Source organism: Xanthomonas sacchari, assembly GCF_040529065.1.
GTDB lineage: Bacteria > Pseudomonadota > Gammaproteobacteria > Xanthomonadales > Xanthomonadaceae > Xanthomonas_A > Xanthomonas_A sacchari.
In genome coordinates, this window is sequence record NZ_CP132343.1 from 503,283 (window position 1) to 522,526 (window position 19,244).

Here is a 19,244-nt window from a genome sequence, read left to right on the forward strand (position 1 = left end):
GGAGTGCGGTAACGGGCCGCAGGCGCGGCGTGCTCGCCGTCGCCGCGGTGCTCGCGTGGTCCGCTGCCCGCGGCGACACGACCGGCGTGGCGCGCAATCGACACTGTCGAACATGGGCATTACACTCGGGATCGGCCTGTCGCCGCTGCCTGCAGCGGTGGCCGGACCCTCCATCGATCAAGTGGCCGAGTGCATGACCCGCAACATCCCGTTCAACGTGGTGCATTGGTGGCGCTTCTCCTAGAAGCGGCGCACCCCTGCGGTCCATGACTGCACGATCGCCGCCCTGACCGGTGGCGGCTTCCCTCGGCTCCCGGCATGGCGGCTCCCAACGAAGGAGAGTTGTCTTGTCCCCCACCAGATCCACGCCTCCCATGCCTGCCGCGCGTCACGGCGCCTGCCCGGTTTCCCGCGTCTGCGGAGCCGGCGCCTCCCGCCACGGATCGGTGGCATCCATGCGTGAGGACCGAACCGCTCCTGGTGCTGTCGTTGCGGGTGCTGCGCGGCAACGATGGCGGGCGCGAACGATGCTGCGGTTGCGCCGCACCCAGCCATCGCGCGTCAGTGCTGCACGCGGATCGGCTTTCTCTCTCCAAGACATGCAATGAAAATCAATGAGTTAAGTCGATGACCGTCTTGATGCTGGATAACTACGACAGCTTTACCTACAACCTCGTGCAGTACCTGCAGGCGCTCGGCGCCGAGGTCAAGGTGGTGCGCAACGATGCGCTCAGCGTGGACGAGATCGAGCGCCTGGCGCCCGAGCGCATCGTCATCTCGCCGGGGCCGTGCACGCCGAACGAGGCGGGGGTGTCGCTGCAACTGATCGAGCGGCTGGGCGAGCGCACGCCGATCCTGGGCGTGTGCCTGGGCCACCAGAGCATCGGCCAGGTCTACGGCGGGCAGGTGGTGCGTGCCGGCACCATCATGCACGGCAAGACCTCGCGCATCCGCCACGAAGGCCGCGGCGTGTTCGCCGGCCTGCCGGACCGCTACGAGGCCACCCGCTACCACTCGCTGGTGGTGGAGAAGACCACGCTGCCCGACTGCCTGGAAGTGACGGCCTGGACCGAACACGACGACGGCACGGTGGAGGAGATCATGGGTCTGCGCCATCGCCAGTTCCCGGTCGAGGGCGTGCAGTTCCATCCCGAGTCCATCCTTACCGAGCATGGTCACGCCCTGCTGAAGAACTTCCTGGAGCGCTGAGCGCGCCGCGCCGGCGTCGCCCACTTCCCGTCACTGCCGGATCCTGCCGATGCACGAGCGCACCGACGCCTTCCATTTCTACGAACCGGCCAATGGCCACGGCTTGCCGCACGACCCGTTCAACGCCATCGTCGGGCCGCGGCCGATCGGCTGGATCGGTTCGCGCGGCGCCGACGGCGTCGCCAACCTGGCGCCCTACAGTTTCTTCAACGCCTTCAACTACGTCCCGCCGATCGTCGGCTTTGCCAGCATCGGCTGGAAGGACAGCGTGCGTAACATCGAGGCCACGGGCGAGTTCACCTGGAACCTGGCCACGCGGCCGCTGGCCGAGGCGATGAACGCCAGTTCCGCCGCGGTGGCGCCGGAGGTGGACGAGTTCGCGCTGGCCGGCCTGACTGCTGCGCCGTCGCGCCTGATCGCGGCGCCGCGGGTGGCCGCCAGCCCGGTCAGCTTCGAATGCCGGCTCAGCCAGTTACTGCCGCTGCAGAGCGCACGCGGCGAGCCGATCCAGACATGGCTGGTGCTGGGCGAGGTGGTCGGCGTGCACATCGCCGAGCATGCCCTGCAGGACGGCATCTACGACCCGGCTGCGGTCGCCACCCTGCTGCGCGCCGGCGGCCCGGCCGACTACTTCGAGGTGCTGGCGCAAGGGCGCCTGCGCATGCCGCGGCCGACGCCTCCGCGCTGACTCGCGCCGCCTTTTCCTCATTCGCCTAACCGCAGACCGTCTTCGCCATGACCATCACCCCCCAGCAAGCCCTGCAACGCACCATCGAGCACCGCGAGATCTTCCACGACGAGATGGTCGGGCTGATGCGGCAGATCATGCGCGGCGAGGTCTCGCCGATGATGACCGCGGCCATCCTCACCGGCTTGCGGGTCAAGAAGGAAACGGTCGGCGAGATCGCCGGCGCGGCGCTGGTGATGCGCGAGTTCTCGCGCACCGTGCCGGTTGCCGACCGCACCCACATGGTCGACATCGTCGGCACCGGCGGCGACGGCTCGCACACCTTCAATATCTCCACCTGCGCGATGTTCGTCGCCGCGGCGGCCGGTGCCAAGGTCGCCAAGCACGGCAACCGCAGCGTCTCCTCCAAGTCCGGCAGCGCCGACGCGCTGGAGGCGCTGGGCGCGGCGATCGAGTTGCAGCCCGAGCAGGTGGCGCAGGCGCTGGCGGCCACTGGCATCGGCTTCATGTTCGCGCCGGTGCACCATCCGGCGATGAAGGTGGTGGCGCCGGTGCGGCGCGAGATGGGCGTGCGCACCATCTTCAACATCCTCGGTCCGCTGACCAATCCGGCCGGTGCGCCGAACATCCTGATGGGCGTGTTCCACCCCGACCTGGTCGGCATCCAGGCACGCGTGCTGCAGGAACTGGGCGCCGAGCGCGCGCTGGTGGTGTGGGGTCGCGACGACATGGACGAGCTCTCGCTCGGCGCCGGCACCCTGGTCGGCGAACTGCGCGACGGCCAGGTCCGCGAGTACGAAGTGCACCCGGAGGACTTCGGCATCGCCATGTCGGCCAGCCGCAACCTCAAGGTCGCCGACGCCGCCGAATCGATGGCGATGCTGCGCGCCGTGCTCGACAACGTGCCCGGCCCGGCGCTGGACATCGTCGCCTTCAACGCCGGCGCCGCGCTGTACGTGGCCGGCCTGGCTGCCGACATCGGTGCCGGCATCGCCCTGGCGCGCGCGGCCATCGCCGACGGCCGCGCGCGGGCCAAGCTGGAGGCCTACGTGGCCTGCACCCGCGGCCTGGTCGGGCTGGACTGAACCGCCTTCGCCAGCGCCCGATCCCGGTTCTCACCCCCGACACCCTGCATCGCCGATAATCCGGCCATCCCCCAGGATTCCCACCGCATGAGCAGCGACATTCTCCGCACCATCCTCGCGCGCAAGGCCGACGAGATCGCCGAGCGCAGCGCGCGCGTGCCGCTGGCCGAGCTGGTCGCCCGCGCCGAGGCCATGCCGCCGACCCGCGGCTTCGCCCGCGCGCTGCAGGCGGCCATCGCCAACGGCGACCCGGCGGTGATCGCCGAGGTCAAGAAGGCCAGCCCGTCCAAGGGCGTGATCCGCCCTGACTTCCACCCGGCCGACATCGCGGTCAGCTACGAGTTCGGCGGCGCCGCCTGCCTGTCGGTGCTGACCGACGAGGATTTCTTCCAGGGCCACGACCGCTATCTGCAGCAGGCGCGCGACGCCTGCACCCTGCCGGTGCTGCGCAAGGATTTCACCATCGATCCGTACCAGGTGTACGAGGCGCGCACGCTCGGCGCCGACTGCATCCTGCTGATCGTGGCCGCGCTGGACGACCTGCAACTGGCCGAGCTGTCGTCGCTGGCGCTGCAGCTGGGCATGGACGTGCTGGTGGAAGTGCACGACATCGACGAGCTGGAACGCGCGCTGCAGGTGCCGGCGCCGCTGATCGGCATCAACAACCGCAACCTGCGCACCTTCGAGGTGTCGCTGCAGACCACCCTGTCGATGCAGAACGCGGTGCCGCGCGACCGCCTGCTGGTCACCGAAAGCGGCATCCTCGGCCCGGACGACGTGGCGCTCATGCGCGGCGCCGGCGTGCACGCGTTCCTGGTCGGCGAGGCGTTCATGCGCGCCGAGGAGCCGGGCGAGGCGCTGCGCCAGCTGTTCTTCGCGGCATGAGCGGGCAGGCGCCGAGCCCGTACCCGCTGCCGCGCGCCGACGCGCCGCTGGTGGTGTTCGATTTCGACCACACCCTGTACGACGGCGACTCCGGCAGCCATCTGTTCGCCTGGCTGATCAAGCGCAATCCGCTGCGCCTGGCCGCCGCGGTGCTGGCCACGCCGTTGCTGGGGCCGCTGGTGGCGATGCTGCCGACCCGCCGCACCGGCATCTCGGGCTACGTCTGGATCGCCAGCTTCGGCCTGCGCCGCGCCCGCGAGTTCAACCGCATCATCGACCAGTACGTGCTGCAGCATCAGGCGCAGATCCGCGAGCGGCTGCTGCCGCAGGCGCTGGAGGTGTTCGCCCGGCACCGCGCCGCCGGCGATCGCGTGGTGGTCGCCACCGGCGCGCCGCCGGAACTGGCGCGCGCCATCCTCGGCTTCGTCGCGCACCAGGACGTGCCGGTGGTCGGCAGCCTGATCGGCCCGCGCCTGGGTGCGGTCACCGCCACCCGCCACTGCCACAACGAGGAAAAGATGCGCATGCTGCGCGAACTGGGTTACGGCGAGATCGCCATGGCCTATTCCGACAGTACCGCCGATCTGCCGCTGCTGCAGGCCGCGGCCGCGCCGGTGGTGGTCAATCCCAAGCACGGCGCGGTGGCGGTGTTCCGCCGGCTGCTGCCGTCCGGCACGCCGATCCTCAACTGGGGCTGCCGCGACCGCGCCGGCGACGCCGTCGGTTCCCGTTAGGGCGCGCCGCGGCGGGGAAGGCCGGCGTCAGCCGCCGGCCCCGCGGTAGGCGCTGTCGCTGCCCACCAGCGCATGGTGCAGCGGCGCGACCCACTGGCCGCGATCGATGTCGTAGGCGCCGAAGCTGCCCTCGAATTCCCAATACGCCCAGGCGAAATGGCGTTTCTCGGCGGCGTTGACCACCGCCACCGTCCAGGCCAGGCGATCGGCCGGCGGCGCCTGCTCGTAGGCACCGAACTCGCCCAGCAGTACCTGCCGATGGTGCGCCTTGGCCCAGGCCGCGATGCGGTCGAATTCGCCGTACAGCTTGGTCCGGTCGGCCGCACTGCCCCAGGTCACGCCGGTGTGGTCGCGGATGTCCGCCGGGGCCCACGGCGCGCCCTGGTGGGTGAAGCGGAACGGGTTGTAGTAGTGCACGGTGACCAGCAGGTGCGCATCGTCATCGGGCAGGCGCAGGCTGTCGAGCGCGGTGAAGGAATTGCTGCTGGCCGGGCCCACCACCACCGTGCGGGTCGGATTGTCGCGGCGGATGATCTGCAACGCATCGCGCAGCAGATCGTTCCACACCGCGCTGGTCATCTGGCCGTTGGGCTCGTTGAGGATCTCGAACAGCACCGACGGCGGCGCGTGGCGGTAGCGCGGGGCGATCTGGCTCCAGAACGCCAGCAACTTGGTCCGGCACATCGCCGCGTCGGCCGCGCAGGGGTGGAAGTCGTGTTCGTCCAGGATCACGTTCAGGCCCGCGGCGGTGGCCTGGTCGACCACCGTGTCCAGCGTCTTCAGCCAGGTCGGGTCGAGCCGGTTGTCCGCGTCCATGTGCGCGAACGCCTGCAGGTTGACCCGCACCGTGCGGAAGCCGCCGTCGCGGATCGTGCGGTACAGCGGCGGGCGGAAACGTGCCTTCGCCGGGTCGTTCCACAGCGGGTCGTAGCCGAGGATGTTGACCCCGCGCCCGAGCCGGGCGAAGGCGTCGTCGGCCCGTGCGCGCGGCGCAGGCAGCGCCAGACACAACAAGGCCAGGAGCAATGGGATGGCACGCATGGCGGTCTCGCGGGGCAGGGGAGTGGCGAGACGCGCGGCCATCGGCGGCGGCGTCCCGGCCGCGATCATCGCGCGGTCCACCCATGAAAAAGCGAACGCGGCCTGACCGCAGATCAGCTCAACAGAGAAGGTGCCTCAGACGCCACGAACGCCGCCGTTACGAATCCCCAATCCCCAATCCCGACTCCCCACCTTCAGCCCACCCAGCGATACAGCGCCCCACCCACCTGATACAGGCTGATGCCCAGCACCAGCAGGCCCACCGCCACCAGCACCCAGCGCTCGCGCACCCGCTTGACCAGCAACGCCGCCAGCGGCGCGGCGAGCATGCCGCCGACCAGCAGGCCGAGCACGATGTCCAGGTGCTGCACGCCCATGGTCAGCAGGAAGGTCAGCGAGATCGACAGCGTCACCAGGAACTCGGCGGCGTTGACCGTGCCGATGGTGGTGCGTGCCTGGCCGCCGTGGGCGAGCAGGGTCGAGGTCGCCACCGGGCCCCAGCCGCCACCGCCGCTGGCGTCCAGCAGGCCGGCGACGAAACCTAGTAGCGGCACCCGCCGCACCTCGCGGCGCGGCAGCGCACGGCCAGCCGCGCGCAGCAGGATCAGCACCGCCAGGGCGAGCAGGTACAGATAGACGAAGGGGCGGATCAGTTCGCCCGGCAGTTGCGTCAGCACGTAGGCGCCGGCGATGCCGCCGACCATGCCCGGCAGCGCCAGGCGCAGGAACAGCCGCTTGTCGACGTTGCCCAGGGCCAGGTGCGACAGGCCGGAGGCGCCGGTGGTGAAGACTTCGGCGCTGTGCACGCTGGCGCTGACCACGGCCGGCGGCAGGCCCAGGCTCAGCAGGACCGACGAGGAGACCAGGCCGAAGGCCATGCCCAGCGCGCCGTCCACCAGTTGCGCGGCCAGGCCGACCAGCACGAACCAATAGAACGTCTCGCTCAGCAGCATCGCGCCGGGTCTATCGCCCCATGGCGGTCAGCGCGCGCCGTACAGCACCACGGTCTTGCCGCGGGCATGCAGGATGCCGTCGACCTGCAGCTTCTTCAGCACCCGGCCGGCCATCTCGCGCGAGCAGCCGACCAGCCGCGCCAGTTCCTGCCGCGACACGCGCAACTGCATGCCCTGCGGATGGCTCATCGCCTCCGGCTCCTGGGCCAGGTCGTGCAGGGTGCGCACGATGCGGTCGGTGACGTCCAGGAACGCCAGGCGGCTGGCCTTGCGCGAGGTGTCCAGCAGGCGCTTGGACAGCTGCACGCCGATCGCGTACAGCACCCGCGGCGCATCGGACGACAGCGAGCCCAGGAACAGCTGGTGCAGGCGCTCGTAGCTGATCTCTGCCAGTTCGCAGGGCGTGCGGGTGCGCAGGATCACCTCGCGCTGGTCGGACTCGATGAACAGGCCCATCTCGCCGACGAACTCGCCGCTGCCGAAATAGCCCAGCACCAACTCGCGGTCGTCATCTTCCTCGGCGATGATGCTGACCGAGCCGCTGACGACGTAGTACAGGGTGCCGGCCGGGTCGCCAGGCCTGAACACATCCGTCCGCGCCGGATAGCGGCGACGGTGGCTGTGGGCCAGGAAGCGGTCGATGGTGGCGGTGTCCAACGTCAGAGGACTTGGAGCGATGCGCACAGGTGCTGCAGTGGATGTGTTTCCGGGGCTCATGGCGGCTTCGCTACGGCGTAATTCCCGAAGCTTAACGGGACGCGTTCGCGGCGGCAAACAAGAGACGGGCGCCACGTTTCGCAGCGGAGCCATTTGGCTCATAATTGAGTGTCTTTCCCCACCCACTTCCAGAGGATCCACGCCGTGGTCAAGCCGTTGCCTCGCCTGAGGCTGCAAGGTTTCAACAACCTCACCAAGGCGTTGAGCTTCAACATCTACGACGTCTGCTACGCGATCTCCGAAGAGGAGCGCCAGCGCTACATCGAGTACATCGACGAGCAGTACGACGCCGACCGCCTGACCCAGATCCTCACCGATGTGGCCGAGATCATCGGCGCCAACATCCTCAACATCGCGCGCCAGGACTACGATCCGCAGGGCGCCTCGGTGACGATCCTGATCTCCGAAGAGCCGGTCATCGACAAGAAGGCCGCCGGCAAGGAGATCATTTCCGATGCCGTGGTCGCGCACATGGACAAGAGCCACATCACCGTCCATACCTACCCGGAAACCCACCCGCAGCACGGTATCGCCACGTTCCGCGCCGACATCGATGTCGCCACCTGCGGCGTCATTTCGCCGCTGAAGGCTCTCAATTACCTGATCGAGAGCCTGGAATCGGACATCGTGATCATGGATTACCGCGTGCGCGGCTTCACCCGCGACGTGAAGGGCAAGAAGCACTACATCGACCACAAGATCAACTCGATCCAGAACTTCCTGGCCAAGAACGTCAAGTCGCGCTACGAGATGTTCGACGTCAACGTCTATCAGGAGAACATCTTCCACACCAAGATGCACCTGAAGGACTTCGACCTGGACCAGTACCTGTTCGAGGAGAAGGCCAAGAACCTCTCGTTCAAGGAGCGCATGCGCATCGAGGCGCTGCTCAAGCGCGAGATCGAGGAGCTGTTCCACGGGCGCAACCTGTCCGAGTAAGCAGCCTCCACACCGGCGGGACGACCCGCCCGCAGCCTGCGCTGCGACCTCTGCCGACGGCGGCCCGATGTGCAGACATCGGGCCGTTTTCGTTTTCATTTGTCTACGGAGAAAGACAATGCCCTGGATCTACCTGTTGCTGGCCGGCCTGTTCGAGATCGGCTTCGCCCTCGGCCTCAAGTACAGCGAAGGCTTCACCCGGCTGTGGCCGTCCCTGGGGACCATGGCCGGTGCCGGCCTCAGCCTGTGGCTGCTGACCCAGGCGCTCAAGCACATCCCGCTGGGCACCGCCTATGCGATCTGGACCGGCATCGGGGCGCTAGGCACGGCCGTGCTCGGCGTGGTCCTGTTCGGCGACAGCGCCTCGCCGGCGCGGCTGGCCTGCATCGGCCTGATCGTGGTCGGGGTGATCGGCCTGAAACTGGTCGGGCACTGAGCGCTGTCCGCGCGAGCGCGGGCCTCAGGCGGCGGCGATGCGGCGTCGGGTCAGCACCCGGCCGATCAGCAGCCGGTGCGCCACCACCGCCAGCAGGGCGGCGATCGACAGCGCGATCATCGCGCGGGTGAACACGCTGCCGAGGTTGCCGGCATGCTGCAACTGGTCCAGCCGCCCGAAGCGCGCGGGGTCGGCGTTGGCGTAGGCGATCTCGACGGTGGCGCCGTCCAGCAGCAGCGGCGCGGCCTCGGCGCCGCTGGCCTCGAAGGCGCCACTGTGCAGCCGGCCCCTGCTCTCGAACACATAGTGGAAGCGGTAGCGCACCAGCGGCTCGGTCTGCACGCCGAAGGCGCCGTCGGCGATCACCGGCACGGTCGCCACCGAATGGTCGCGCAGGATCGCGCTGGCCTGGCGGTAATCGCCGAGCAGGTGGTGCAACAGGGTGCCGCCGCCGATCGCGAACAGGGTCGCGAACAGCAGGCGCGACAACCAGCGGGTGCGGGGCGATGGCAGGTGGAGCGTGGATGCGGGCATGGCAGTCGGCAGGCGGAGCGCACGCGGACGCGGCTCGGCACGGGTACATCGGTGGCTGCGGCACATGGCGGTGCTGCGGCCGAAACGGCGTGCGCCGACGCGGAATCAGTCAGCGTTCGTTCACTTTACCCCCATCTGGCCGGCAATGCCAGCCGGCGCATCGCCGGCCCGACCGGCGGGCGGCTACAGCCGATAGGCGACGGCCTTCATCAGTCGCGAGGCGGCCGCCATGACCGTGGGGATCGGCGGCGGCAGGCGCCGTGCGCCGGCCTGTTCGGCATGCTCGGCGTGGCGGGCCTCGTCGGCCTTCATCACTTTCAGCACGTCGCGGCTGCGCAGGTCGGCCGGCGGCAGGGTCTGCAGGTGTTCGTCCAGGTGCGCCTCGACCTGACGCTCGGTCTCGACCACGAAGCCCAGGTTCCAGCCGTCGCCACGCAGGCCGGCCAGGGTGCCGATCGCGTAGCTGCCGGCGTACCACAGCGGATTGAACAGGCTGGGGCGGCTGTCCAGCTCGCGCAGCCGCGCCGCGCACCAGGCCAGGTGGTCGGTCTCTTCCTGCGCCGCCTCCAGCAGGTGCGCACGGGTGGCCGGATCGCGCGCGACCGCGGCCTGGCCGAAATACAGGCCCTGCGCGCAGACCTCGCCGACGTGGTTGATGCGCATCAGGCCGGCGGCATGGCGGCGCTCGTCCGGCGCCAGCACCACATCGGCGGTGGCCGCGGCCGGGTAGGGGCGCTGCGCCGGCGGGTCGCCGAATACGGTCTCCAGCGCGCGCTGGGCCTCGACCAGGGCGCGATCGAGCGGGGAATGCTGGCGGCTGGTCGTCATATGGGCAAGCCCGGAAGCGGTGGGGAGCCCGATTTTCGCCGCCGCCTGACGCACTGCCAAGCGCCGCCTGCCCGATCTCCGCCCGTCAATGGGTGGACTTGCGCCGGCCGGCCGGGCCACGTAGAATTTCGCCTCTTGCGTTTTTGCAATTCACAACGCGTGGCAAAGTTCCGGCCGTTCGCTGCAGGAATCCGCCCGACCAACCGAGTCTGATCATGAGCACCTTCACTGCTAAGTCCGAGACCGTCCAGCGCGACTGGTATCTCGTCGACGCCGCCGGCAAAACGCTGGGCCGGCTTTCCACCGAACTGGCCCGCCGCCTGCGCGGCAAGCACAAGCCGGTCTACACCCCGCACGTCGATACCGGCGATTACCTGGTGGTGATCAACGCCGAGAAGATCGTCGTCACCGGCAACAAGCTCAAGGACAAGAAGTATCACCGCTTCACCGGCTACATCGGCAACCTGAAGACCGAGAGCCTGGAGCAGGCGCTGGAGCGCCACCCGGAGCGCGTGATCGAAATCGCGGTCAAGGGCATGCTGCCCAAGGGCCCGCTGGGCCGCGCGATGTACCGCAAGCTCAAGGTCTATTCCGGTGCGGAGCATCCGCACGCCGCTCAGCAGCCGCAGGTTCTGGATATCTAATCATGGCGATTTCGCAAAACTACGGCACTGGCCGCCGCAAGTCCTCCACCGCCCGCGTGTTCCTGCGCAAGGGCACCGGCAACATCTCCGTCAACGGCCGTCCGCTGGACGAGTTCTTCGGCCGCGAGACCGCGCGCATGATCGTGCGCCAGCCGCTGGAGCTGACCAAGAACACCGAAAGCTTCGACATCCTGGTCACCGCCACCGGCGGCGGCACCACCGGCCAGGCCGGTGCGATCCGCCTGGGCATCGCCCGCGCGCTGGTCGAGTACGATGAAACCCTGAAGACCGAGCTGCGCAAGGCCGGCTTCATGACCCGCGACGCCCGCGAAGTCGAGCGTAAGAAGGTCGGTCTGCACAAGGCCCGTCGCGCCACCCAGTTCTCCAAGCGCTGATCCATCGCGCCTGGCGTGGGCTCCTTCGGGAGTCTGCTGGGACCACGCAAAAGCCCGGCTTCGGCCGGGCTTTTGTCGTTCTGGGGCGTGGCTTGTGCTGGCTGGTGCAGTGGTGGTTGTCGAGGCTCTTCCTTGTTGGATCTGCTCACAGGACTTGGTCGATCGCCGGCCTGATTGGATATCCGAGGTTGCTTGGAGTTCCTGCATCAAGCACGGGGTCGCGCGCCCCTGCGGCCGAAATGCTTCCGATGAAGTTCATTGGGCTCGCGCCTGCTTCCGACGATCCGCATTCCATCTGGTGGAGTAGCCCCCTTGGAGTCCAAGGGGGCGCGCCGACAGGCGCGGGGATGTGGAAGCGGAAGGGCTGGGGCCCACCTCTTGCGCAGCAAGAGGTGGGGCGTAGGCGCGAAGCGCCTGCGCAAACCCCGCGCCAAACAAAAAAAGAAGGCCGATCTTTCGATCGGCCTTCTTTTTTTGTTTGGCTGCCCCGGATGGATTCGAACCACCGAATGCCTGAGTCAGAGTCAGGTGCCTTACCGCTTGGCGACGGGGCAATGTGGACTGCAAGTATCGCACGCCTTGGGCGTACACACCATGGTGGCTATGGGTGGACTCGAACCACCGACCCCAGCATTATGAGTGCTGTGCTCTAACCGGCTGAGCTACATAGCCCTGGTGAACCGCCAATTCTTATGGAGAAGCGGGCGGCTGTCAACGGGTTTCTGCGCTGCTTGTGGCCCGGCCGCAGCCATGGCAGAGTCGGAGCCAGTAGATTTTTCAGGAGTCCGCATCGTGATCGATCCGGACGGCTATCGACCGAACGTAGGCATCGTGCTGATGCGGCCGGATGGTCAGGTGTTCTGGGCACGCCGTGTGCGCCGGGACGGCTGGCAGTTCCCGCAGGGCGGCATGAACACCGACGAGACCCCGGTGGAGGCCATGTACCGCGAGTTGCGCGAAGAAACCGGGCTGTTGCCCGAGCATGTGGAAGTGCTCGGCGCCACCCCCGGTTGGCTGCGCTATCGCCTGCCCAGCCGGGCCATCCGCCGCAACGAGCGCCAGGTCTGCATCGGCCAGAAGCAGGTGTGGTTCCTGCTGCGGATGCAGTGCGACGAGAGCCAGCTGAACCTGGAACTGACCGAGACGCCGGAGTTCGACCACTGGCGCTGGGTCGATTTCTGGTACCCGGTGGAGCACGTGGTGCTGTTCAAGCGCGGGGTCTACGCGCGGGCGCTGCGCCATCTGGCGCCGCTGGCGCAGACCATCGCCGGCGCCGGCATCCGCGCCATGCCGACCCTGGCCCAGGAGGCCTGGTTGCCGGGCAATACCGCCGGCCACGAGCGCCCGCGCAAGCGTCCGCGCAAGCGCGGCGGGCCTTGGGCAGCGCGTATTAATAACGATTAACGGGCGGAATTGACAACCATTCTCACTTTGGTTTGAATGGGCGCCAGGCGCAGTCCGCGCCGTCTGCCGCCAAGACTGCCGTGTACGTCTGCATCTGCAATGGGGTCACCGATCGCCAGATCCGCGAAGCCGCCGAAGCCGGCTGCCGCAGCGTGTCCGAACTGACCATGCGCACGGGCTGCGGCGCCACCTGCGGCTCCTGCCTGGACATGGCCGGCGAGCTGCTCGAGCGCGCGCTGAGCCGCGAACTGCCCTTGCCGGTGCTGGGCGGCCTGGCCCGCGCCGCCTGAGTGCGTCTGCCGCGCTGCGGCGCGGGATGATCACGATTCGCGTTCCTTCACGTCGCGGCGCGATTCGCTAGAGTCTGCGCTTTCCGGATTTACGCGAGCGACAGCATGAAGGGCGACAGCAAAGTCATCGAGTTCCTCAACAAGGTCCTCTACAACGAGCTGACCGCGATCAACCAGTACTTCCTGCACGCCAAGATGCTGAAGAACTGGGGCCTGAAGGAACTGGCCGAGCACGAGTACAAGGAGTCCATCGACGAGATGAAGCACGCCGACAAGCTGGCGGACCGCATCCTGTTCCTCGAGGGGCTCCCCAACTTCCAGGCGCTGGGCAAGCTGCGCATCGGCGAGAATCCCAAGGAAATCCTCGAGTGCGACCTGGCGCTGGAGCAGGACGGCACGGTCACGCTGCGCGAGGGCATCGCCTACGCCGAATCGATCCAGGACTACGTCAGCCGCCAGCTCCTGGCCGACATCCTGGAATCGGAAGAAGAACACATCGACTGGCTGGAAACCCAGCTCGACCTGATCGACCGCATCGGCGAGCCGAACTATCTGCTGACCAAGATCGACGACTGAATCGTCGGCGCAGGATGCCGCGGCGCTGGCCTAGGCCTCGCCGCGATCTAGCGTGTTCGCTGCTGCAGGCAGCGATTGCGTCGATCCCGCCGTGCACGAACAGGGACGGTTTCAGACGCGATGCGGTGTCGGTGAAGCGTCGCGGCTGAAGCCGCTCCTACACAAATCGAACAAGCGGCTGAATCGCGCTGCCTCAGTCATGTGCGATCACAGACCCCGATCGTGCGACGAGAGCAGGTCAGGAAGGCGCATCGCGACGCCCATGTCAGCGCCGCGTCGCTCTTGCTGTAGGAGCGGCTTCAGCCGCGACGCGTGGCATCAGAAGCCGCGGCGGATCCGGAAAGCGACAAGCGCCGTTCGCTACGCGGGCAACCTGCATGCGTCAGGTCGTGCGCTTCGCTCCACTTGACCGTCATCCTCTGCGGGCGTGGACGGCGGAACGCATGGAGCGTCCTCAGATCTCCGGACGCCTCAGGGCGCGGCGCTGTCCTCGACGGCATCGCGCACGCTGGCGCGGTAGCCGCTCAGCGCCAAGCGTGCGCGCGCGAATTCGGCGATCACCAGGGCGACCGCGACCACCGGGCGCTCCAGCGTGCCGCTGCGCACGCCTGACTCGATGCGCAGGGCCGCCGCCGACAGCGCGAGCGCGCCGAGGTTGGCGGCCGAGGATTTCAGCGTGTGCGCGGCTTCGCGCAGCGCGTCGCTCTGCGCCGTCGCCGCGGCCTGCTCCAGGCGCTGGATCAGCAGCGGCGCATCGGCCAGGAACAGCTCGACGATCTGGGTCACGCTGGCGGCGCCGATGACGTCGCGCAGTTCGTCCAGCACCGCGATGTCCAGCACCGGCGCCGGCACCGCCGATGGCGGTTGCAGATCGTCGGCCTCCGGCGAGGCGAGCGGCGGCGGCGTCGACGCCGCGGTGGTGCCGCGCGACGCCACGTCCTGTTCCAGCACAGGCGCGGCTGGGGGAGCTTCGCGCATGTCGTGATCGAGCGATGGCATCGGGGCGGGCGACAGGGTGGTGGGGCTGGATGCCGTAGCAGGCGTGGCCGCCGCGGCGTCGGCCGTGGGCATGTCGGCGTGGCGGGCCTGCTGCGGTTCGACGTGCATCGCGCTGGCGAGCGCCTCCGTGGCCGCTCCATTCGCGATGGCGGCCGTTGCCGGGCCTGCATCCGGCTCCGGCGCGAACGCCGCGCTGGCCGGCAAGGCCGCCGGCTGCAGCGGCAGCCAGCGCTGCAGGCAGGTCTCCAGCCGCGCACGGTCGATCGGCTTGGACAGGTAGTCGTCCATGCCGGCATCGAGGCAGCGCTGTCTGTCGCCGGCCATCGCGTTGGCGGTCATCGCCACGATCGGCAGGCGCGGGCGCGCCGTCTCGGCCTCGCGCTGGCGCCATTGGCGGGTGGCGGCGTAGCCGTCCAGCACCGGCATCTGGCAGTCCATCAGCACCAGGTCGTACGGCTGCCGCGCCAACTGCGCCAGTGCGGCGGCGCCGTCCTCGACGCTGTCGGCGTGGTGGCCCAGCGATTCCAGCAGGCGCCGGGCCACCATCAGGTTGACCGGATTGTCCTCGACCAGCAGCAGCCGGTAGCCGCTGCGCGGCGGCGGGGCGTCGGCGATCGCGCTCGCCGCGTCCGCGGCGGGAGGGGACGTGGGGCTGTCCGCGGCGTCCTGCGCGAAGGCGTCGTGGTAGAACGTATCCGCGGCGTCGTCGCTGGCGCCCACCGTCTCGCTGGCCAGGTGCGGGGTCGCCGGTGCCAGCGCCAGCATGCTGCGCAGATCGATGTCGGCGGCCTGCCGCGACAGCAGGGCGCCGTGTGCGCGGATCTCCTCGGGAATGTCGGCCTCGCCGTACAGCCAGATCAGCCGCGTGGTCTGCGGCGCCGGCAGCCGCGCCACCGCGCGCTGCAGGGCGCGCGCGCTCTGCCGCAGGCCGTCCAGGTCGCCGATCACCAGGTCGTAGGCCGCGCGCGCGCCGCTGCCGTTGCCGTTGCCGCGCAGCCGCTCCAGCGCCTCCTGGGTCGAATCGACCTTGCTGACCTGCACGCCCCAGTTCGGCAGCAGCACGCTCAGGCGCTGCTGCAGGCGCTGGTCGGCGCCGACCAGCAACGCATGTAGTCGCGGCAGGCCGCCCGGGTGCTGCGCCAGGTCGCCGATCACCTTCAGCAGCGGGATCTCGAACCAGAACGTGGCGCCCTGGCCCTGCCGCGAGGTCACGCCGATGCGCCCGCCCATCAGTTCGACGATGCGCTTGCAGATGGTCAGGCCCAGGCCGGTGCCGCCGTACAGGCGCGTGGTGGAAGCGTCGGCCTGGGTGAAGGCCTGGAACAGGTGTTCCTGGCGTTCGGCGCTGATGCCGATGCCGGTGTCGCGTACCTCGAAGCGCAGCAGGTGCTGCGCCGGGGTCTCGCCGAGCCGGCGCACGCCCAGGTCGATGCCGCCGCGCGCGGTGAACTTGACCGCGTTGCCGAGCAGGTTGCTCAGCACCTGGCGCAGGCGCACCGGATCGCCGCGCACCGGCAGGCGCACCGCCGGGTCCAGCTGCAGCGTCATGCGCAGGCCCTTGGCCTCGGCCGCGCGCTGCATCAGCTCCAGCACGCCGTCGAGCAGCTCGCGCAGGTTGAAGGTGGTGATCTCCAGCTCCAGCCGGTTCGCTTCCAGCTTGGAGTAATCCAGGATGTCGTCGACGATGCGCAGCAGTTGCAGCGAGGAGGTGCTGGCCGCGCGCAGCATCTCGCGCTGGTCCAGGCCGAGCGGGCCGCGCCCGATCAGCTCCAGCATCGGGATGATGCCGTTGAGCGGGGTGCGGATCTCGTGGCTCATCGTCGCCAGGAACTCGCCCTTGGCCAGCACCGCGGCCTCGGCGGCCTGCTTGGCCTGCAGCAGTTCCTGTTCCAGCCGCTCGCGCGCATGCACGTCGTGCTGCAGGGCGTTGCGTTCGGACTCGGCCAGCGCGGCACGCGCCAGCGCCGCATCCAGGCGTTCGATCTGCTGGCGCGCGCGGCAGCCGGCGAGGGTGGCAAGGGCCGCGGCGGCAGCCATGCAGACCGGCGCCAGCCAGTGCCACGGCGCCGGCAAGGGCAGCGCCAGCGGCGGCAGCGCCAGCAGGGTGCCGGCGACGGCGAGCACCGCGGCGAAGGCCGCCGGCCGTGGGACGGGCCGGCGTCGACGGACGGACATGGCTAGAGCACCGCGTTCTGGAAGTCGAAGTTCAACTGGTCGCCGACCGATTGCACCAGGTTACCCTGGATGAAGTCGACCCCGCCCATCCACATCGCCGCCGCGGCCTGCGCCTGCTCGATCTGCTGGCCGATGATCAGCAGGCCGGCGCGGTGCGCCAGATCGATGGTGGCGCGCAACTGGTCGCGCAACTCGGGATCGGCATGCGCGCCGGCGAAGCGCGCCGACAGGCGCAGATAGCCCAGCGGAAGGTGCGCGAGCAGCGCCTCGGCCTCCGCGCCCGGTTCGAACTGGCTGACGCAGAACTGCACGCCCAGCGGCATCAGCCGCGCGCAGAACTGCTGCAGCGTGGCGGTGTGGACCAGGGCGTCGTCCAGGCGCAGGTCGATCACCAGCGAGGTGCCGGTGACGCCGCGGCGGCCGATGGTGTCGATCAGCCACTCGGCGAAGGCGGTACGCGCCAGCGTGCGCGATGACTGCGAGACGAACAGGCGCAGCGGCGGCGTGGCGTGCTGGTACAGGTGCAGCAGGCCCAGCGCGTGATCGAGCACCTGCTGGTCGAGGTCGGCGATGCGGCCGCCCGCCTCGGCGGCCGGCAGCACCTGGCCGGCCGAGAGCAGGCTGCCGTCGCGCTGGCGCAGGCGCAGCAGCACCTGGTACTGGGCGATGTCGCCGCCGGCGACGGCGACGATCGGCTGGTAGGCCGGTTCCAGCTGTCCTTCCAGCATGGCGATGCGCTGCAGGTCCTCGTCCGCGCGCGGCGGCACGTACGCGGCGATGCCCTGCGGCTGCAGCCGCGCCTGCAGCGCGGTGCGCTCGACCGCCTCCAGCGCGCTGCCGGCGTCCTCGAAGCCATGGCCGAAGTCGGCGTAGCCGATCGCGCAGCGCAGGTGCAGTGCCTCGTCCTCGCGCAGCGGGAAGGCGTGGCCGGACAGCGCGTCGCGCAGGCGCTGCGCGCACTGCAACTGCGCGTCGGCCTCGGCGTCCTCGGCCAGCAGCAGGAAACTGTTGTCGTTGAGCCGCGCCAGCGGCTGCGGCGCGGTGACGCCGGCCAGGCGGCGCCCGGCCTGCACCATCAGTCGCTCGAACGCGGCGTAGCCGTAGCGTTCGCGCAGGCCGAGCGCGCTGGCGATCTCGATGAAGTACAGGCTGCCGGGGCGGTGGGCGCGCAACGTCGTGTCCAGCAACTGCAGCACATGCGCGCGGGTCGGCAGGCCGGTCTCGGGATTGTTCAGCGGCGCCGCCTCGGCGTGGCCGTGCTGGGCTTGCTGGCGGGCGCGGCGGATACGGTTGGACACCGCGGCGATCAGGTGCCGCGGCCGGATCGGCTTGGTCAGGAAATCGTCGGCGCCGCTGTCGAGCACTTCGTATTCCAGCTCCGGATCCGCGTCGCCGGACAGGAACACGATCGGCAGCAACTGGTGCTGCGGCTGCTGGCGGATCAGCGCGGTCAGGCGCATGCCGTCCAGGCCCGGCATGTGCAGGTCCATCAGGATCAGGTCCGGCCGATAGTCGGCGATGGCCTGCTGCACGCCTTCGGCCTGCATCTGCACCTGCGCGTGCATGCCGGCCCCGTGCAGCACGCTCTGCGCGAACAGCGCCTGCGCGCGGTCGTCCTCGACGATCAACACGCGGTACGGCGCGGCGGCTGCAGCCTGTGCGGAGGAATCGGCGGTGGCGTTGGCGACCACGAAGGCGGCCGCGTTGGCGTCGGCTGCGCCGTCGTCGTGCTCGTTGCCGGCCGGCGGCGTGGCGTCGGCGGTCGCGGCGGTGGACGCAGGATCGGCGATGCCGGCAGCAGAGGCGACATCGGCGGGGGTGGCGCGCGCTGCATCGCCGACCCAGCGGCGCCAGTAGTGCGGCGGTGGCGTCTCCGCGCGGACGTGACGCGCGCGGGTGTCCTCGCGAGGGGAAAGCGGAGCGGTGTCGTTGGCGGGCATCGCGTCTGGTTCCTGGGGCGCGTCCAATTATGCGATGAAGTTCACGATGGCAGGGCGCCCGTGTGCGTGGCGTTGCCGGGTGCGGGGGCGGGCGAGGCCAGCAGGCGGCGCATGCCCCGCCACAGCAGGCGCCAGATCCACCACACCAGCAGCGCGCCGAGCACGCTCGCCGCCAGCACCACCGCCAGCGCCAGCCACGGGTGCGCCAGCGCCAGGGCCAGCGCGGCGATTACCACCGAGTCCTCGGCCAGCGAGGCGATCCAGTTGCTGGCCGGTTCCGGGGAGGTGTTGAGCAGGGCGCGGGTGCCGGCCTTGAGCGCATGGCTGGTCAGCGCCACGCCCGCGCCGGTGGCCAGCGCGCCGGCGCCGAGTTGGCCGTCGGGCGAGAGCGTGGCCGCGGCCAGGAACGCACCGGCCGGGATCCGGGTCAGGGTCTGCAGCAGGTCCCAGACCGAGTCCACGCCGGGGATCTTGTCGGCGAAGAATTCCGCCAGCGCCAGCGCGCCGGAGGTGCCGAGCACCCACCATGACTGCGTCGCCTGCAGCGCCGGCGGCAGCTCCAGCCAGCCGAGCAGGCCGGCCAGGCCGATGCCGAACACGGTCAGGTACACCCGGATGCCGGCCAGCCAGGCCAGCAGGATGCCGATTACGAAGAGATGGGCGTCGGTCATGGCAGGCGCTCCTGCAAAGCACGGGTATCGGCCACTATCGGCCATGCCTGCCGCGAAGGCCAGCCCGCGGGGCGGGGCGTGGGATGCGGTGCAGTCCGGCG

Annotated in this window: 21 protein-coding genes and 2 tRNA genes; 13 read left to right on the forward strand and 10 right to left on the reverse strand. The window is 69.5% G+C overall.

Features of this window, described 5'->3' with window-relative positions:
* The first annotated feature begins 112 nt into the window (after nt 1–112).
* From RAB71_RS02130 to RAB71_RS02155, 6 genes are all read left to right on the forward strand, one after another.
* Nucleotides 113–244: a hypothetical protein gene (locus RAB71_RS02130; protein WP_267883952.1), complete on the forward strand. Its 132-nt coding sequence runs from the start codon at nt 113–115 to the stop codon at nt 242–244.
* Between the two features lie 383 nt (nt 245–627).
* Complete coding sequence (locus tag RAB71_RS02135) at nt 628–1,209, forward strand: aminodeoxychorismate/anthranilate synthase component II (protein ID WP_010341408.1); 582 nt, start codon at nt 628–630, stop codon at nt 1,207–1,209.
* A 49-nt stretch (nt 1,210–1,258) separates the two neighbouring features.
* Complete coding sequence (locus tag RAB71_RS02140) at nt 1,259–1,897, forward strand: flavin reductase family protein (protein WP_010341409.1); 639 nt, start codon at nt 1,259–1,261, stop codon at nt 1,895–1,897.
* 47 nt (nt 1,898–1,944) lie between these two features.
* A complete protein-coding gene (trpD, locus tag RAB71_RS02145; protein ID WP_010341410.1) occupies nt 1,945–2,982 on the forward strand; it encodes an anthranilate phosphoribosyltransferase in 1,038 nt (345 codons plus the stop codon).
* Nucleotides 2,983–3,069: 87 nt separating this feature from the next.
* Nucleotides 3,070–3,867, forward strand: coding sequence for an indole-3-glycerol phosphate synthase TrpC (trpC, locus tag RAB71_RS02150; RefSeq protein ID WP_010341411.1), 798 nt, complete (start codon nt 3,070–3,072; stop codon nt 3,865–3,867).
* Nucleotides 3,864–4,601 (forward strand): haloacid dehalogenase-like hydrolase, encoded by a 738-nt coding sequence (locus RAB71_RS02155; protein ID WP_010341412.1) that lies wholly within the window; start codon nt 3,864–3,866, stop codon nt 4,599–4,601. Before trpC ends, RAB71_RS02155 begins: the two co-directional genes overlap by 4 nt.
* A 27-nt stretch (nt 4,602–4,628) precedes the next feature.
* Here the strand turns inward: RAB71_RS02155 and RAB71_RS02160 are convergent, their stop codons facing one another.
* The 3 genes from RAB71_RS02160 to crp form a co-directional block, all read right to left on the reverse strand.
* Nucleotides 4,629–5,642: a glycoside hydrolase family 5 protein gene (locus RAB71_RS02160; RefSeq protein WP_167397496.1), complete on the reverse strand. Its 1,014-nt coding sequence runs from the start codon at nt 5,640–5,642 to the stop codon at nt 4,629–4,631.
* Between the two features lie 194 nt (nt 5,643–5,836).
* Nucleotides 5,837–6,595: a sulfite exporter TauE/SafE family protein gene (locus tag RAB71_RS02165; protein ID WP_010341414.1), complete on the reverse strand. Its 759-nt coding sequence runs from the start codon at nt 6,593–6,595 to the stop codon at nt 5,837–5,839.
* Nucleotides 6,596–6,622: 27 nt separating this feature from the next.
* The gene (gene crp, locus RAB71_RS02170; protein WP_010341415.1) at nt 6,623–7,312 is read right to left on the reverse strand and encodes a cAMP-activated global transcriptional regulator CRP; all 690 of its coding nucleotides are present in this window, start codon (nt 7,310–7,312) and stop codon (nt 6,623–6,625) included.
* 144 nt (nt 7,313–7,456) lie between these two features.
* On the opposite strand from crp, the gene speD reads away from it, so the two are divergent.
* Nucleotides 7,457–8,251 (forward strand): adenosylmethionine decarboxylase, encoded by a 795-nt coding sequence (gene speD, locus RAB71_RS02175; RefSeq protein ID WP_017910332.1) that lies wholly within the window; start codon nt 7,457–7,459, stop codon nt 8,249–8,251.
* Nucleotides 8,252–8,369: 118 nt separating this feature from the next.
* Nucleotides 8,370–8,687: a quaternary ammonium compound efflux SMR transporter SugE gene (gene sugE, locus RAB71_RS02180; RefSeq protein ID WP_010341417.1), complete on the forward strand. Its 318-nt coding sequence runs from the start codon at nt 8,370–8,372 to the stop codon at nt 8,685–8,687.
* A 24-nt stretch (nt 8,688–8,711) separates the two neighbouring features.
* Here the strand turns inward: sugE and RAB71_RS02185 are convergent, their stop codons facing one another.
* Nucleotides 8,712–9,221, reverse strand: a complete 510-nt coding sequence (locus RAB71_RS02185; protein ID WP_234006518.1) for a hypothetical protein — start codon at nt 9,219–9,221, stop codon at nt 8,712–8,714.
* Nucleotides 9,222–9,404: 183 nt separating this feature from the next.
* Nucleotides 9,405–10,049 (reverse strand): 2-polyprenyl-3-methyl-6-methoxy-1,4-benzoquinone monooxygenase, encoded by a 645-nt coding sequence (gene coq7, locus RAB71_RS02190; protein ID WP_010341419.1) that lies wholly within the window; start codon nt 10,047–10,049, stop codon nt 9,405–9,407.
* Nucleotides 10,050–10,264: 215 nt separating this feature from the next.
* Between coq7 and rplM the strand changes: the two genes are divergently transcribed.
* Both rplM and rpsI read left to right on the forward strand, forming a co-directional pair.
* Nucleotides 10,265–10,693: a 50S ribosomal protein L13 gene (gene rplM, locus RAB71_RS02195; RefSeq protein ID WP_010341420.1), complete on the forward strand. Its 429-nt coding sequence runs from the start codon at nt 10,265–10,267 to the stop codon at nt 10,691–10,693.
* Nucleotides 10,694–10,695: 2 nt separating this feature from the next.
* Complete coding sequence (gene rpsI / locus RAB71_RS02200; protein WP_010341421.1) at nt 10,696–11,088, forward strand: 30S ribosomal protein S9; 393 nt, start codon at nt 10,696–10,698, stop codon at nt 11,086–11,088.
* Between the two features lie 479 nt (nt 11,089–11,567).
* Here rpsI and RAB71_RS02205 read toward each other — a convergent pair.
* Both RAB71_RS02205 and RAB71_RS02210 read right to left on the reverse strand, forming a co-directional pair.
* Nucleotides 11,568–11,642: transfer RNA gene (locus tag RAB71_RS02205), tRNA-Gln, on the reverse strand.
* A 41-nt stretch (nt 11,643–11,683) separates the two neighbouring features.
* Nucleotides 11,684–11,760: transfer RNA gene (locus tag RAB71_RS02210), tRNA-Met, on the reverse strand.
* A gap of 120 nt (nt 11,761–11,880) precedes the next feature.
* Between RAB71_RS02210 and RAB71_RS02215 the strand changes: the two genes are divergently transcribed.
* The 3 genes from RAB71_RS02215 (at nt 11,881) to bfr (ending at nt 13,358) form a co-directional block, all read left to right on the forward strand.
* Nucleotides 11,881–12,492, forward strand: coding sequence for an RNA pyrophosphohydrolase (locus tag RAB71_RS02215; protein WP_010341422.1), 612 nt, complete (start codon nt 11,881–11,883; stop codon nt 12,490–12,492).
* A gap of 80 nt (nt 12,493–12,572) precedes the next feature.
* A complete protein-coding gene (locus tag RAB71_RS02220) occupies nt 12,573–12,782 on the forward strand; it encodes a bacterioferritin-associated ferredoxin (RefSeq protein WP_029561882.1) in 210 nt (69 codons plus the stop codon).
* 105 nt (nt 12,783–12,887) lie between these two features.
* The gene (gene bfr, locus RAB71_RS02225; RefSeq protein ID WP_010341425.1) at nt 12,888–13,358 is read left to right on the forward strand and encodes a bacterioferritin; all 471 of its coding nucleotides are present in this window, start codon (nt 12,888–12,890) and stop codon (nt 13,356–13,358) included.
* A 471-nt stretch (nt 13,359–13,829) separates the two neighbouring features.
* Here bfr and RAB71_RS02230 read toward each other — a convergent pair whose 3' ends face one another.
* The 3 genes from RAB71_RS02230 to RAB71_RS02240 are packed head-to-tail and all read right to left on the reverse strand — an operon-like array spanning nt 13,830 to nt 19,143.
* Complete coding sequence (locus RAB71_RS02230; RefSeq protein ID WP_234006519.1) at nt 13,830–16,532, reverse strand: hybrid sensor histidine kinase/response regulator; 2,703 nt, start codon at nt 16,530–16,532, stop codon at nt 13,830–13,832.
* A 2-nt stretch (nt 16,533–16,534) separates the two neighbouring features.
* The gene (locus RAB71_RS02235) at nt 16,535–18,472 is read right to left on the reverse strand and encodes an EAL domain-containing protein (protein ID WP_010341427.1); all 1,938 of its coding nucleotides are present in this window, start codon (nt 18,470–18,472) and stop codon (nt 16,535–16,537) included.
* A gap of 41 nt (nt 18,473–18,513) precedes the next feature.
* Entirely contained in the window at nt 18,514–19,143 is a 630-nt protein-coding gene (locus RAB71_RS02240; RefSeq protein ID WP_010341428.1) for a DUF4126 domain-containing protein, read from the reverse strand.
* Nucleotides 19,144–19,244: the final 101 nt, after the last annotated feature.

Excerpts from the sequence above, each read along its gene's own strand:
- RAB71_RS02160 (WP_167397496.1), bottom strand. The coding sequence starts at position 5,642 with ATGCGTGCCATCCCATTGCTCCTGGCCTTGTTGTGTCTGGCGCTGCCT.
- RAB71_RS02140 (WP_010341409.1), top strand. The coding sequence starts at position 1,259 with ATGCACGAGCGCACCGACGCCTTCCATTTCTACGAACCGGCCAATGGC.
- trpD (WP_010341410.1), top strand. The coding sequence starts at position 1,945 with ATGACCATCACCCCCCAGCAAGCCCTGCAACGCACCATCGAGCACCGC.
- RAB71_RS02185 (WP_234006518.1), bottom strand. The coding sequence starts at position 9,221 with ATGCCCGCATCCACGCTCCACCTGCCATCGCCCCGCACCCGCTGGTTG.
- coq7 (WP_010341419.1), bottom strand. The coding sequence starts at position 10,049 with ATGACGACCAGCCGCCAGCATTCCCCGCTCGATCGCGCCCTGGTCGAG.
- RAB71_RS02165 (WP_010341414.1), bottom strand. The coding sequence starts at position 6,595 with ATGCTGCTGAGCGAGACGTTCTATTGGTTCGTGCTGGTCGGCCTGGCC.
- RAB71_RS02135 (WP_010341408.1), top strand. The coding sequence starts at position 628 with ATGACCGTCTTGATGCTGGATAACTACGACAGCTTTACCTACAACCTC.
- RAB71_RS02230 (WP_234006519.1), bottom strand. The coding sequence starts at position 16,532 with ATGTCCGTCCGTCGACGCCGGCCCGTCCCACGGCCGGCGGCCTTCGCC.
- RAB71_RS02155 (WP_010341412.1), top strand. The coding sequence starts at position 3,864 with ATGAGCGGGCAGGCGCCGAGCCCGTACCCGCTGCCGCGCGCCGACGCG.
- RAB71_RS02130 (WP_267883952.1), top strand. The coding sequence starts at position 113 with ATGGGCATTACACTCGGGATCGGCCTGTCGCCGCTGCCTGCAGCGGTG.
- rplM (WP_010341420.1), top strand. The coding sequence starts at position 10,265 with ATGAGCACCTTCACTGCTAAGTCCGAGACCGTCCAGCGCGACTGGTAT.
- trpC (WP_010341411.1), top strand. The coding sequence starts at position 3,070 with ATGAGCAGCGACATTCTCCGCACCATCCTCGCGCGCAAGGCCGACGAG.
- RAB71_RS02240 (WP_010341428.1), bottom strand. The coding sequence starts at position 19,143 with ATGACCGACGCCCATCTCTTCGTAATCGGCATCCTGCTGGCCTGGCTG.
- bfr (WP_010341425.1), top strand. The coding sequence starts at position 12,888 with ATGAAGGGCGACAGCAAAGTCATCGAGTTCCTCAACAAGGTCCTCTAC.
- rpsI (WP_010341421.1), top strand. The coding sequence starts at position 10,696 with ATGGCGATTTCGCAAAACTACGGCACTGGCCGCCGCAAGTCCTCCACC.
- RAB71_RS02235 (WP_010341427.1), bottom strand. The coding sequence starts at position 18,472 with ATGCCCGCCAACGACACCGCTCCGCTTTCCCCTCGCGAGGACACCCGC.
- crp (WP_010341415.1), bottom strand. The coding sequence starts at position 7,312 with ATGAGCCCCGGAAACACATCCACTGCAGCACCTGTGCGCATCGCTCCA.
- sugE (WP_010341417.1), top strand. The coding sequence starts at position 8,370 with ATGCCCTGGATCTACCTGTTGCTGGCCGGCCTGTTCGAGATCGGCTTC.